This window comes from Victivallis lenta, assembly GCF_009695545.1.
In the GTDB taxonomy this organism is placed as follows: domain Bacteria; phylum Verrucomicrobiota; class Lentisphaeria; order Victivallales; family Victivallaceae; genus Victivallis; species Victivallis lenta.
The window spans coordinates 1-13,069 of sequence record NZ_VUNS01000015.1 but is presented as its reverse complement, the minus strand read 5'-3'; the positions used below and the strand labels follow the sequence as shown (position 1 = coordinate 13,069).

At 49.8% G+C, this 13,069-nt stretch carries 12 protein-coding genes and 1 tRNA gene; 7 read left to right on the top strand and 6 right to left on the bottom strand.

Annotated elements, in window-relative coordinates:
• Window positions 1-126 precede the first annotated feature (126 nt).
• Window positions 127-1,869 (top strand): L-fucose isomerase, encoded by a 1,743-nt coding sequence (locus FYJ85_RS13530; RefSeq protein ID WP_420856490.1) that lies wholly within the window; start codon window positions 127-129, stop codon window positions 1,867-1,869.
• Between the two features lie 67 nt (window positions 1,870-1,936).
• Here the strand turns inward: FYJ85_RS13530 and FYJ85_RS13525 are convergent, their stop codons facing one another.
• Window positions 1,937-2,695 (bottom strand): AraC family transcriptional regulator, encoded by a 759-nt coding sequence (locus FYJ85_RS13525; RefSeq protein ID WP_158703695.1) that lies wholly within the window; start codon window positions 2,693-2,695, stop codon window positions 1,937-1,939.
• Window positions 2,696-2,820: 125 nt separating this feature from the next.
• Between FYJ85_RS13525 and FYJ85_RS13520 the strand changes: the two genes are divergently transcribed.
• Window positions 2,821-3,744, top strand: a complete 924-nt coding sequence (locus tag FYJ85_RS13520) for a nucleoside hydrolase (protein WP_158703694.1) — start codon at window positions 2,821-2,823, stop codon at window positions 3,742-3,744.
• A 13-nt stretch (window positions 3,745-3,757) separates the two neighbouring features.
• On the opposite strand, the gene FYJ85_RS13515 is transcribed toward FYJ85_RS13520, so the two are convergent.
• Complete coding sequence (locus FYJ85_RS13515; RefSeq protein ID WP_106051806.1) at window positions 3,758-4,642, bottom strand: EamA family transporter; 885 nt, start codon at window positions 4,640-4,642, stop codon at window positions 3,758-3,760.
• A gap of 228 nt (window positions 4,643-4,870) precedes the next feature.
• On the opposite strand from FYJ85_RS13515, the gene FYJ85_RS13510 reads away from it, so the two are divergent.
• From FYJ85_RS13510 to FYJ85_RS13490, 5 genes are all read left to right on the top strand, one after another.
• Entirely contained in the window at window positions 4,871-5,578 is a 708-nt protein-coding gene (locus tag FYJ85_RS13510; protein WP_154419193.1) for a class I SAM-dependent methyltransferase, read from the top strand.
• A gap of 78 nt (window positions 5,579-5,656) precedes the next feature.
• Window positions 5,657-5,731: transfer RNA gene (locus FYJ85_RS13505), tRNA-Asn, on the top strand.
• Window positions 5,732-6,405: 674 nt separating this feature from the next.
• A complete protein-coding gene (locus FYJ85_RS13500; RefSeq protein WP_154419191.1) occupies window positions 6,406-7,305 on the top strand; it encodes an amidoligase family protein in 900 nt (299 codons plus the stop codon).
• A gap of 1 nt (window position 7,306) precedes the next feature.
• Window positions 7,307-8,092 (top strand): class II glutamine amidotransferase, encoded by a 786-nt coding sequence (locus tag FYJ85_RS13495; protein ID WP_154419189.1) that lies wholly within the window; start codon window positions 7,307-7,309, stop codon window positions 8,090-8,092.
• A 99-nt stretch (window positions 8,093-8,191) separates the two neighbouring features.
• The gene (locus tag FYJ85_RS13490) at window positions 8,192-8,854 is read left to right on the top strand and encodes a recombinase family protein (RefSeq protein ID WP_154419187.1); all 663 of its coding nucleotides are present in this window, start codon (window positions 8,192-8,194) and stop codon (window positions 8,852-8,854) included.
• A 237-nt stretch (window positions 8,855-9,091) separates the two neighbouring features.
• Here FYJ85_RS13490 and FYJ85_RS13485 read toward each other — a convergent pair whose 3' ends face one another.
• From FYJ85_RS13485 to FYJ85_RS13470, 4 genes are all read right to left on the bottom strand, one after another.
• On the bottom strand, window positions 9,092-9,937 hold the full coding sequence (locus FYJ85_RS13485) for a lysozyme inhibitor LprI family protein (protein ID WP_154419185.1): 846 nt from the start codon (window positions 9,935-9,937) through the stop codon (window positions 9,092-9,094).
• A gap of 257 nt (window positions 9,938-10,194) precedes the next feature.
• A complete protein-coding gene (locus tag FYJ85_RS13480) occupies window positions 10,195-10,596 on the bottom strand; it encodes a hypothetical protein (RefSeq protein ID WP_154419183.1) in 402 nt (133 codons plus the stop codon).
• Between the two features lie 134 nt (window positions 10,597-10,730).
• Window positions 10,731-11,726 (bottom strand): hypothetical protein, encoded by a 996-nt coding sequence (locus tag FYJ85_RS13475; RefSeq protein WP_154419181.1) that lies wholly within the window; start codon window positions 11,724-11,726, stop codon window positions 10,731-10,733.
• Window positions 11,727-12,434: 708 nt separating this feature from the next.
• Window positions 12,435-12,851 carry a hypothetical protein gene (locus FYJ85_RS13470; protein ID WP_154419179.1) on the bottom strand — a complete coding sequence of 139 codons (417 nt, stop codon included), beginning with the start codon at window positions 12,849-12,851 and terminating at the stop codon, window positions 12,435-12,437.
• Between the last annotated feature and the right edge of the window lie 218 nt (window positions 12,852-13,069).

The window sequence follows — 13,069 nt, the reverse complement described above, 5'->3', positions numbered from 1 at the left end:
CGGAAGGGCGCAAATAATCGCATTTTTTTTGAATTGCAGATTGATTTTGCGGTTTGAGCGTCTATTATAACTGTATACACTTTTGTCCCTGCAACCAAACATGTGAGGTGAAAAATGGTCGAAGTGATGCCGAAGATTGGAATCCGTCCGACGATCGACGGGCGCCGCAAGGGGATCCGGGAGTCGCTCGAAACCCAGACGATGAACATGGCGAAGGCCGCTGCGGAGCTGATCGGTACATTGAAGTACCCGAACGGCAAACCGGTCGAATGCGTGATTGCGGATACGACCATCGGCGGCGTCAACGAAGCTGCCGCCTGCGCAGCGAAGTTTGCGCGCGAGGGCGTCACGGCGACGCTGACCGTCACGCCGTGCTGGTGCTACGGCTCCGAAACGATGGATATGGACCCGCTGACCCAGAAGGCGGTCTGGGGCTTCAACGGTACCGAGCGGCCCGGCGCGGTCTACCTGGCCGCGGTGCTGGCGGCGCATGCGCAGAAAGGACTGCCGGCTTTCGGCATCTACGGGCGCGACGTTCAGGCGGCGACGGATACGACGATTCCGGACGACGTCCGCGGGAAAATTCTCGGGTTTGCGCGCGCCGCGGTCGCGGTCGGCATGATGCGCGGCAAATCGTACCTGTCGATGGGCAGCGTGGCGATGGGCATCGCCGGTTCGATTGTCGATCCCGAATTCTTCGAGGATTATCTGAACATGCGCTGCGAGTCGGTCGACATGTGCGAAATCATCCGCCGCGTCAACGAGAAGATCTATGACGAGGAGGAGTTCGAGCGCGCCCTCGCGTGGACGAAGAAGAACTGCAGACAGTATCAGGACATCTACAACGGCGCGAACGGCAAATCGCAGGCCGATCAGGAGAAGGTCTGGGAGTATGTGGTCAAGATGACCATGATCGGGCGCGACCTCATGGCCGGCAACCCGGAGCTGGCCGAGAAGGGCTTCCGCGAGGAGGCGGAAGGGCACAATGCGATCGCCGGCGGTTTCCAGGGCCAGCGGCAGTGGACCGACCATATGCCGAACGGCGACTTCATGGAGACGGTGCTGAACTCCTCCTTCGACTGGAACGGCATCCGCGAAGCGTTCGTTCTGGCGACCGAGAACGACGCGCTGAACGGGACGGCGATGCTTTTCGGGCATCTGCTCTCCAACAGCGCTTCGGGTTTCAGCGATGTGCGCACCTATTGGAGCAAAGAGGCCGTGAAGCAGGCGACCGGCTACGATCTCGACGTGCCGGGCCTGATCCACCTGATCAACTCCGGCGCCACCACGATGGATGCGACCGGCTGCGAATCGCTGGACGGCAAGCCGGCCATGAAGCCGTTCTGGGAGATCTCCGAAACCGAGGCGCAGGCGTGTCTCGACGCGACCTCGTGGGTTCCGGCGAACCTCGGCTACTTCCGCGGCGGCGGTTTTTCGAGCCGCTTCCTGACGAAGGGCGGCATGCCGATCACGCTTTCGCGCATCAACCGCGTGAAGGGGCTCGGCCCGGTGCTGCAGATTGCGGAAGGCTACACCTACGAGCTGCCGGAGAATATCCACAAGATCATCGACGACCGTACCGATCCGGGCTGGCCGACTACCTGGTTCGTCCCGAACCTGACCGGGGAGGGGGCGTTCAAGGATGTTTACAGCGTCATGGCCAACTGGGGCGCGAACCACGGCGCTTTCAACTACGGCCATATCGGTGCGGACCTGATCACGCTCGCGTCGATGCTGCGGATTCCGGTCTGCATGCACAACGTTCCGGAGGATAAGATCTTCCGTCCGGCGGTCTGGAATGCGTTCGGCATGGATAAGGAGGGCGCCGACTACCGCGCCTGCGCGGCTCTCGGGCCGCTCTACCGCTGAAGCTGAACCCGGAAACGGAAACCGCGCGAGGTCCGCAGCCCCGCGCGGTTTTTTGTCTCGTGCGGAATCAGTCCAGATTGTCGGCCCGGGCGCCCTCTCCGGCCCGGTAAGCGCCGGGCGTGCAGCCGTGGTGTTCCCGGAAGAGGCGGACGAAGTAGTTCGGGTTCGGGTAGCCGCACTGTTCTCCGACCTCGGTGATGGAAAGACGGCTGCCGAGCAGGAGCCGGCGCGCATAGGCGAGCCGGAGCTTCCGGACGTATCCGGCCGGGCTCTGCCCGGTGTGACGGCGGAACAGAGCATTGAAATAACTGGGGCTTAAAGAGCTGCGTTCGGCGATTCCGGCAACGGAGAACGGTTCGGCGAAGTGGCCGGAAAGGTATTCTATCGCCGCTGCAATTGATTCCGGCAGCATCGGCAGTGCGTTCACGGCTGTTTCGAGCCGGTGCAGGTGTCCGAGCAGCAGCGAGAGGAGCGCGCCGCACTCCTCCGGCGCTTTCTGCCGGTAGAGCGCATCGATCTGCCCGATCCAGACCGGGACGAAGGCGTCGCGCGACGCATCGATGACCCGGAAGGAGAGGTCGAACGCCGTATCCGCCGGTTCGAATACGAGATAGACCGTGCCGACCTCCCCGAAATCGATCTGCCGGTGCGGCAGCCCCGGCGGAATGACGAAGACGCCGCCGGGATCGGCCGACAGGGAACCGCCCGGCACGACGTTGCCGCACCGTCCGCCGGTGACCAGAACCAGCTCCGCGCCGTCGTGCCGGTGCAGCGCCGTGTTCCGGCTGCCGGAATACCGGCCGCTGTAAAGAAGTTCCGCTTTCATTGAAATCCTCCGGAAAAAGTTGTTTTGTGCTATAATAACATTGAAGATTGCCATTTGCAAGGCTTGGCGCCGGAGAGATTGACGCTTATACTATGGAGCAGACACAAAATCCAGGGAGGAACGTCATGAATTTCAATGAAAAGAGCTATACCGTGCCGGCCGGCGCCTGTCCCGTGCCGGTGATTCTGGATACCGACACCTATAACGAGATCGACGATCAGTTCGCGCTCGTCTACGCGCTGCTGACGCCGGAGTGCATCAACCTGCGCGGTGTGACGGCGGCTCCGTTTCTGAACAGCCGTTCGACCTCCGCCGCCGACGGGATGGAGAAGAGTTACCGGGAAATTGTCCGGATCATCGACCTCATGGGCTTCGGCGGCCGGGTTCCCGCTTATCGCGGTGCAACGGCGTTTCTGCCTGACCGGATGACGCCGGTTCGTTCCGAGGCGGTCGATTTCATCATCGCCGAGGCGAAGCGGGCCCGGGGACGCGGCGAAAAACTGTTCGTCGTTGCGATCGGCGCGATCACGAACCTCGCATCGGCGCTCCTGATCGCGCCGGACATCGCGGGCGATATTGTCGTTGTCTGGCTCGGCGGCCACGATCATAAGCAGGCTCACAACCGTGAATTCAACCTGTATGAGGATGTTCCGGCCGCGCAGGTCGTGATCGATTCGGCGGCGCCGTTCGTGCGGGTTCCATGCGATCACGTGGCCAGCGCGCTGACGATGCAGCCCGAAGAACTTGAGCGCGAGCTGGCCGACTGCGGCGAGCCGGGGCGGTATCTCTGCACGATCTTCCGCGATTACGTCGAGGAGCACAAATCCGTGGACAAGGTGATCTGGGACATTTCGGCGGTTTCGTACCTGACCAGCCCGCAGTCGACCGAATGGGAGATCATTCCGCGCGAACGGCTTGAGGACGACAGCTCCTGGAGTTTTCCCGAAACCGCCTGCCGGATGCTGATCGCGCGGAAGATTGACCGTGCCGCGCTGTTCAACGACATCTACACCCGTCTCCGGGCGCACGTGAAAGCGGCGGGCCGCTGACGCGCCGGTTGCGTCAGGCGACCGAGTAGAGGACGATCGCGGCGGCCATCATCAGCGTGGCGACGCCGCGGCGAACCCATACCGAAAGCGCCTTCGGCTGTTCGATATCCCGGACGCCGAGGTGGAGCAGGATCAGCGTCAGCACGATTGCGATCGGGCCGCGGCTTGCCATGACGACGTTGCCGAACACCGGGCCGACCATCGCATAGCAGAGATACAGAAACAGCTGCTTGACGAGCCAGGTTGCCGCATACGGTGTCGCCGGCAGGAAATTCCGCGCACGGATTTTCAGTACGAACAGGAACGGCAGCAGCACGGTCCCGATCAGGAGATTGATGCAGCAGACCGCGATCAGGGCGGAGTGCCAGAGCGACGGAGCGGTGATGCCGTCGATCATGTACTTGATCGACAGGTCCGACAGGCAGTAGAAGGCGAGGGCGGCGAAGACGTTCGGCATTCCCTTGAAATTGAGCCGGCCGTTCTGGTAGTTCATGACGAACGCCGATGCGGCGGCCAGCACGATCCCGCCGCACTGGAGCAGATTGTAGTGTTCGAGTCCGATGGAGGCCGAGACGATGGCGAGCAGCGCGACGCGCAGTCCGAGCAGGGATGACAGCCGCGACGGCGCGATGCTGCGTTCGGCGCGGAAGAACATGAGTTCTCCCCCGGTCGTGCCGATCGCGGTCAGACACATCGGCACGACCCAGTGCCAGTTTCCCCAGAAGCCGTTGCGCCAGAGCAGCAGAAGAAGCGGAATGCTGAACAGGGCGATCAGCAGCTGCGCAATGACCATCAGCTCCAGCGGATCGTTGCGTTTTTTGATGTAGATGCGTGCCAGAATGTACCCGCCGGATTGGAACGTGGCGGCGGCGAACCCCGATAAAATCCCGAATATCATATTGAAGCTCCTCTCCTGTGTTCAATACGCTCTCCTCTGATGGGAAAGAATATACATTGATTTTTCCGACAATGCAATCTTGGAAATTGAAACTTTCTCCGGAAAGCACGGAAGCAGGAAAGGCGCAATTTTCGTCAGCGGGGTTGAAACCGGGCTGAATCATGATATGTTATTGCAGACGGATGAATCCCGCGAATCGGGTTCGCGGCCGGAATACGGAGGGAGTTGATGAAAGAACATTTCAATTGGCGGCGTAATGAATTTCAGCAGATCGGGACCGATTACGGTTCGATCGACGAGGTTGCCGCATACGATGCCCGGATGCGCAAGATGCGCGATGTCGATGCGGAGAATCGGATGATTCTCGATGCGATCAGGCTGAAGAAGGAAAGCGCGGTGCTTGAAATCGGCATGGGGACGGGTGCATTTGCCCGTGCGGCGGCGAAGGTCTGTGCGCATGTGACGGCGCTTGACGTCTCGACGATGATGATCGACTATGCTTCATCGAAAGCGCGTGAGGAAAAGCTGGAAAATATTGATTTTTACCATGCCGGTTTTCTGAGTTTCGATTATCCGCCGCAGGCTTATGATGCTGTGGTGACCGGGATGGCGCTGCACCACCTGCCGGATGTCTGGAAGATGGTGGCGTTGGAGAAAATCTTTTCTTCGTTGAAGGCGGGCGGTTTTTTTTATCTGCTTGACGTGGTGTTCGACTGGGGGAACGGGAGTCCGGAAGAGTACTTTCAGCGCATCATTGAGTCGGAATTTGAAGCGCGTCCGAACCTTTCGCGCCACATTTCGCAGGAGTTCAGTACGACCGGCTGGATTATGACCGGACTTCTGACCCGTGCAGGATTCATCATCGAATCGGATGTGCAGAGCCGTGGTTTCCTCCGCAGCTACTGTTGCCGGAAGCCTGAAAAATCGCGTTTTTGAGGAAAAAAGTCCAAATTTTTTCGATTTTCAATTTGCCTTTTTCCTCAAATCGTACTATGTTAAGAAACATTGAAACGCTCCGGCATAGCTCAGCGGTAGAGTAGGTGGCTGTTAACCACTTGGTCGCTGGTTCGAATCCAGCTGCCGGAGCCAGTTTTTTGTCTTTTTTCCGACTTATTCAGCTCAAGTCTCTTTTTTTGATGAAATCGCACTTAAGGAGAAATACCGTTCTTCCCATTGGATAAACTAACGATAGCCTAACAATAAATTAACCGCTCTTTGCGGCATTTCAAGTTTTATCAGCCACGCTATAGAGCTATGCCAGAGAAGTTCTTGTTCTTATAGTTTCCTCTTCTGAACAAAAACACATTATCCATTCACCTGTTTTTCGCCTTTTGGAACTTTTTGTCATTGCTCAACTGCGTGAAAATACATTTCTACAAAATCGCCATTCGAAATTTTCTGAAAAAATTTTTTGACCGACTCAAGGGACCGGTTGACCCGACCGGAAATTATCCATCAAGGCGACACATTCTTGATTCATTTTCTGCGGAATACCGGATTCTTTCCGCCCTCCGAAGATGCATCAAAACGGCTCCATTATTCCATTCTGAAATCCTTTCATTTCTTCGTTTTCCAATTCTTTCGATCTGATCCATTTTCTGTCTTTTTTAACTCCTAAAACTGGATCGTTTTTTGTATATTATTATCAATAAAAATAGAAATAATACTAATAAAATTATCTGCTTTTAGACTTGATTTTTCTTGTTTTGGATCTATCTTAAGTATTAGAAAATAAACGACTTGCACAAAAACAAGAGGTAAAAATGGACAAAATTGCAGAACTCTCTGGAATGCGGTTTGGGGTGGAAATTGAAACCATTGGAATTTCAAGAAAAGACACCGTTTCAGCCATTTGGAGAGTGGTTGGCGGCGAGATTGGACATGAGGGCGGCAGCTATGATAAATGGCACTGCATAGCTCTTGACGGTCGTAAATGGAATGCAGTTTCCGATGCTTCGATTGGTCGTGGGAATGCGGAGGTCGTTTCTCCGATTTTGAACTATCCTGACGACATTTCAGTTCTGCAAAATGTGATTCGAGCAATCAGAAAAGCTGGCGGCAAAGTCAATTCGAGCTGTGGTATTCATGTCCATGTCGATGCCTCCAGCCTCAATGGGCGGCAATTGGGAAACCTTGCAAAAATTGTTTACAAGCAAGAACCGCTGATTCTGCATGCGCTCCAAATTTCGCAATCACGCTTAAATAGCTACACAAAGCCGACAGAGGAGAATTTTATTGCCGATATCAACAAACATCGTCCGCAATCACTGACTGAACTTTGTCAACTGTGGTATGGGGAGAATAACCTTGATGAAATGAGGCATACGCACTATCATTCGAGCCGGTATCATGGAGTAAATTTTCATTCATTGCTGTATAGGGGAACTGTTGAGTTCAGATGGTTTGAATCGACATTGCATGCCGGAAAGGTGAAATCCTATATCCAATATTGTCTTCTGCTTGTCAACCGTGCAAGAGAAGTGAAATTCGCTGCCTCAAAGAAGCGTTGCCTCTCCATGGAATCGGCAAAGTATGATTTGAGAGTTCACCTCTTGAGAATCGGAGCCATTGGCGATGAATATAAAACCATGAGGCATTTTTTACTTGAAAACATGCCGGGGAGCGCCAGTCATAAGCATACTCCCGAACCAAAGGTTGCGTAATATGTGCGGTCAGTGTGGTTTGATCTTGGGGCAAAAGCGCAGGACACGGAAAGAGCTGGAAACTCTTTCCAGCATATTTACAAACCTGCTTTTGTTAAATGAGGCTCGTGGACGTGATGCCACAGGTATTTATATGGGGAATAAAGATGGTTCGGGGCAAATTCTGAAAGACGCCGTTCCCGCCAATTTTTTTGTGAAGTCGGCGAGGTTTCGGGAGTTGATGAGTTCATTTGATAATTCTATCTCTGTCTTTGTTGGACATACCCGCTGGAGGACGGTGGGGACTCCGACGGTCAGTTTCAATAATCATCCGATTGAAGCCGATTTTTTTGTCGGAACTCACAACGGAACAATCCTGAATCACAAGGAACTGTTTTTCCGGTATAACTGGAAAAGATCGGGGCAGGTCGATTCGGAAGCGATATTCAGAATGGCTGATGTGTCCTTGGGGAATAACAAGCTGTTGAACATGGAAAGTTTTACCGGAGGGCTTCGGGAGTTCATCGGAACCATGAGCTTTATTATGCAGAACAAGTATGATCCAGCTTCGCTCTATATCGGAATCGGTAACATGCCGCTTCATTTCCTTTTTCATAAAAAATTCCGGTGCTACTGCTACTCCAGTGATCCTGCAATGCTGGTTCACGCAACAGGCAATATGCCGGATTGGAAAATTGTGGAACTTCCGAAACGCAAACTCTACCAATTTGATGTTCCGACTCTGAAACTGAGAAAATCCATATCAATGCTTTTTTGTTCTTCCAGAGCCTACCAGAGCCTTGTATGAGAACAGCAAACAGACAAACCGGATTTCTGACAGAGGAGGTGATAATTTCAGAAATCCGTTTTTTTAACTGGAGTGTTCCAAAACGAACGTTTTGAACCATTGAAAAAATGGATTCGTTTTGAGGGTGAAAAAGCATTGATTTTCGAGAACGTTTTGGAACGACAGGAAATGGAGGAAAAAATGCGTTGTGTTATATACAGTCGAGTTTCAACGGAAGAGCAGACCACCGATAATCAGCTTCGGCAGTTGAGGGAATATGCGGATCGGCAAAGTTGGAATATCATTGAAGAAATCCAAGATGTCGCCAGTGGGGGAAAATCCGCAGAAGAACGCCAAGGGCTCAAAAAAGTTTTTACCATGGCACGACAACGGAAATTCGATGTTCTGTTATTTTGGTCGTTGGATCGGTTCAGCCGTGAGGGTAGCCGGAAAACTCTTGAATATTTGACAAAACTTGATAATTACCATACAAAGTGGCATTCCTACACGGAGGAGTATATTTCTTCTTTGGGAATTTTCGCCGATGCGATCATTTCGCTGATGGCATGTCTAGCAAAACAAGAACGGATCAGAATCAGCGAACGTACTAAGGCTGGGTTGGCAAGGGTGAAAGCCAAGGGGAAAATTCTCGGTCGTCCTACGGATGTGATCGCCGACACCGAACAGATCAGAGAACTTCGACGGAGTGGACATTCTTTATCAGAAATTTCAAGAATTACCGGGGTATCAAAAACTCGTGTTCATCGACTTCTCTCCGCTTGAATCCGTTTTGAGGATTTGAAAAAATAAAACGAATCCATCCCCCAGAAAAGTGTCTTTCTTCAACTTTTATCTCCAGATGCCACTAATTAAAAGATCTACAGGTTGCCGGGAAAAGACACTTTGACCCATTACCGACTCCGCTTCTATTTCTTTCTGAGCTCACAACGATTTTTATATTATTATCGATTATAATATAAGAACTTGAAGAAAAATCATTATCGAAAATAATATACGAGATCAATTGATCCGCTCCGTTGTCCAATGATTGATCAGAATCGGGTCGTCATTGGTGGTTTGACAGTCGAATTTCTTCTGATGGAGTTTACCGCCTTGGTCAAGAAAAGACACTTCTACCATCCCTTGGGAGATAGAAATATTTTGAACTGTGATTTTTCTGCCAACGAGGTAATTGGCAATATTCGCCCCATTTTTCCAGATACACAAATTGGATTCTGTGCCTTCGCCAAACGATGATACCACCCCGAAGTTGGTTGGTTCGATCACGCCGATCAAGAACGTGTCTTTCCCGTTTTTTATCTCACGGCAGAAAGGAATGTTAAGCTGAGCAATGGTTTCAAATTCCAATGTGAATTCATTCCGCTTGTTCTCGGGAATTACGAAATCCAATTCACCGTGATTCAAAGAAATTGTTTGATTCTGAAAGCGAACAGGTGCATTCCGCATGGCGATAAATGCTTGACGCACTTCCTCTGGAACGGTCAATTCTAAAAAACGATTCTTCAAACGGGATTCTTCTCGTCCATACCGGAGCATTGGAGCAATAGAACCATCGCCCATGAATTCGGCATTGCGACGATCTACCCACCGTTGCCATTCGGCTTGGTCTATGAGAAGTTTGATACGTTCGGCTTGGGAGAGTGTGGAGAGCTTATAGTCGAGAGCGGTAGCCGCCTGTTCTTCCGCAATTGTCGCCAGTTCTCCTGCGGCTCCGGTCAGCTCAATTTGTGTTATTGCATTTTCATGCTCAGCTTCTACGGTTTGTCGTTCAGCTGTATCCCATTGTAGAACTTGAACACAACCAGCGCACAGAAGTAATGCTATCCCGACAAAAGTTTTCCTCATTATTTCTCAATTCCCTTTCCATCAATTAGTTTGCGTAATCGCTGATATTCTGCTGGATTATCAGGAACAGCCATTGCCTTGAGGGCAGCTCGTAATTCAGCAACAAGTTCATCTTCTTCCCTCAAGCGGCGCAATCGTAATCGACAACGTTTACAGAAAAGCAGATGGAACCAACAACGAAATCGGGATAGGTGAGGCATTATCCGATTCCGATATCGTTCCAGCTCCGGTAATGAATAATGCCTTCTCATATTTTCTTACCGTCCCCGTAGACGACGTAAAGTTTCATCCATTCTCAAAACTTCAAAATAGCCTTTGGGGGTGTAATGTTGCATTGTATCGGAATGCAGATAATAGAATTTCTTCTGTAATCGATCTAACTCTTCATTTTTGATTTCCAATCCGTTATAGTCATGATTAAAAAATCGGAAACCACCAACGAAAAAGGAGCTGATATAGGAGATTGGTAATTTATATAATGCTGGGGAGTCAACTACCGATGATAATTTTGGGTCTTCAGAAGCTCGAAAACGACGAGCATAGGACTCCATAATATTATTATCTTCCCATACAAAATATATACCGCTGCTACACATGATCAGCAGAAGAATCATAACAGGAATACCAATTCCCAGTATGATTTTTTTCTTTTCACCCAATAAATTCTTCCTGGTAATTATGATTTCCTGTTGACAATGCGGACATGAAGAACTTTGTCCGCTCCATTCATTTTCAGCCTGAAACCGAGTTTGACAATGTGGGCATGTAAAAATAAACATGATTGAGATCCATTCTATTGGCGTTGAATGATAGTTCTTGCGGCATTTTGAAAGTTAATCATGGTAATAATATAAAATACCAAACCTCCAATTATAGCTCCCAAGTAGACTAAAGTAAAGAATACTCCAATAATGAATATCGTATTGGCTCCGATAATCATAAGTCCCCATGCAATGGGAGCTGTAGCTCCACAAATGCAGGCAATCAAAGGCATCGTTTCAAGTTTCTGCTTCCCCAAGTCAGTAAGAGCATTGAATGCTTTGCCCAATCCCCAAATGCTTACAAACATCCAATATAAGCCGAAAACCGGAATGAACAGGAAACCGACAGCCTTGCCCGGAGTCATGGAACTTGGTTCCGTTTGAACCAAATTCCAATATTTATATAACAACATGCAGAAGAATACAGCACTGGCGATTCCACCTATACCAAATGTTGGGATTGCCAAAGCCAAGGAGAGCCACCACCAGAAGAACAGGGTGTCAAGCTCTTTTATCACAATGGTATTGGAAGTGGCTGGCATCAACTGTGGAAGGCTTGAATTTCTCTGAACTGAAGATGGGGAGAAGGATTTGTTGGGTTCCACAGATCCTTTACAGAAACGGCAAATTTTTGCCTGAAATTTGATCATTTCTCCACAATGTGGACATGGCTTTTCTGTCGCAGGAACGGCAATGGACTTTTCGCAACAAGCCGGGCATTCGTATTCCTGATTCTGCAATGAGGAATCCAAATCAGTTAAAGTCCCGCAGGAAGGGCAAATAAAAGGGAATTTATTGGAAGCAGAAGGATTCTTTGGTGGATGTGACTGTGTTGATACTGGATGTTGAGCCTCCGTCAAGGTCGGAGAGGTGATTGGCGTTAATTGAATTTTCGGCTTTTCCGGTGTTGTCTCCGGAACAATAGTGATGGTTTGACTACATTTAGGACATGCGGCTTCCATACCGTTCCAATCATCCTCAGCTTCCAATTTGGCGTTGCAATGCGGACATCTGAAATGAAATGACATTTTGTCAACTCCTTGGTTGGACAATAAAAAAGAGGCGCATTCACGATGAATGTCCTCTCCTACGCCTAGCCCAGCGTCACACAAGCACATGCCAATCGGAATGCGCCAATATCCACAAGGGTATTGACACACCGACCAACGGTAGCTTGTGTGGCATCAGAAAAATCCGAAGGGCTAGTTCAGGAGAGGATGCCTTTGATCTATTGTCTATTATTATTTTCTATTTTCTGTTGAAAAACCTTTCTACGTAAATTACGTTCTAATTTACTGCAGAATAATGATTTTTCAAGTGACAATATGACATGCTCGTAATTTTTCTGATAGCCAAGCTCAGTTTGAGAGAAGGTATCGGAATACGCCTCAAAGAATCAAATTTTATGCGGGATAGCCCCCCCCTATCGTTGCACCGGGATACTGCAGTTCCGCAATTTGTCTGGCACGAGCCATGTGATCAGCTTCAATAACGACTTCGAATACTGTGGTTCTGGTTTGGACAACAACCTTGTATTTCACAAAAGACCTCCTTGGTTTATGCGTCTACAGATAATATTATTTTTCAAAAAATCAAGTCTTATTTTTGATATAATTCATTAATAGATAATAATATACAAAATATCAAATTTGGGGCATTCTGGGAGCGATTGCGATTCTGACGATAAAATAATCATAAGAGCTGTTGATCACGCCCAGAATCGCCCCGGGATGGCTTTATGGCTTCGAGAAAATAAAATCGATGATCTCTTGTTGCTTGCAAGCGTATTCTGCCGCTTCTGCATCGGAATCAGCCATTACTTCTTGATATTGGTAAAATTCATGTTCTCGACCGACCATTTCAGCAACACTGCGTGGTACAATACGGTATTGGGTCGAATCACCGAGTTTGTTGGTGAATGAATTGATGCGCCTTTCTGCTTCCTCTGCTGTATTGAATGCAAAATATTTCAACACTCCATCTTCACAGAAGATGGCGAAATATTCCTTGTTCTCAGGGAAGTTGATGTGAAAGTCAGAACTTGCATTATAGATTATGCGCTCAAATTGTTCGTTGTATCCTGAATCTACTAATCCTTGTAGAACATAACCAAGCTCTCTGAGCAAGGTCTCCATAGTCGCTGCGTTTTCCATTTATTTGCCCTCCGTTAAGATTTTTTCGATGAGGCTTTCTTCGTAATAGACTCGCTTCCCGATGCGGATTCTGTTCAATTTCCAGCGACTTAGAGCTTATCCCTAAATAGGAGTTGAAAATTAAAAATAATATGCCATATTATCCTATCAGATAATGGAGGCGAGTATGGCAACGACAAAAGCATGGGAAGTATCGGACGGCTTCTGGTCCAAAGTTG

Excerpts from the sequence above, each read along its gene's own strand:
- FYJ85_RS13510 (WP_154419193.1), top strand. The coding sequence starts at position 4,871 with ATGAAAGAACATTTCAATTGGCGGCGTAATGAATTTCAGCAGATCGGG.
- FYJ85_RS13515 (WP_106051806.1), bottom strand. The coding sequence starts at position 4,642 with ATGATATTCGGGATTTTATCGGGGTTCGCCGCCGCCACGTTCCAATCC.
- FYJ85_RS13485 (WP_154419185.1), bottom strand. The coding sequence starts at position 9,937 with ATGAGGAAAACTTTTGTCGGGATAGCATTACTTCTGTGCGCTGGTTGT.
- FYJ85_RS13470 (WP_154419179.1), bottom strand. The coding sequence starts at position 12,851 with ATGGAAAACGCAGCGACTATGGAGACCTTGCTCAGAGAGCTTGGTTAT.
- FYJ85_RS13530 (WP_420856490.1), top strand. The coding sequence starts at position 127 with ATGCCGAAGATTGGAATCCGTCCGACGATCGACGGGCGCCGCAAGGGG.
- FYJ85_RS13500 (WP_154419191.1), top strand. The coding sequence starts at position 6,406 with ATGGACAAAATTGCAGAACTCTCTGGAATGCGGTTTGGGGTGGAAATT.
- FYJ85_RS13495 (WP_154419189.1), top strand. The coding sequence starts at position 7,307 with ATGTGCGGTCAGTGTGGTTTGATCTTGGGGCAAAAGCGCAGGACACGG.
- FYJ85_RS13520 (WP_158703694.1), top strand. The coding sequence starts at position 2,821 with ATGAATTTCAATGAAAAGAGCTATACCGTGCCGGCCGGCGCCTGTCCC.
- FYJ85_RS13475 (WP_154419181.1), bottom strand. The coding sequence starts at position 11,726 with ATGTCATTTCATTTCAGATGTCCGCATTGCAACGCCAAATTGGAAGCT.
- FYJ85_RS13525 (WP_158703695.1), bottom strand. The coding sequence starts at position 2,695 with ATGAAAGCGGAACTTCTTTACAGCGGCCGGTATTCCGGCAGCCGGAAC.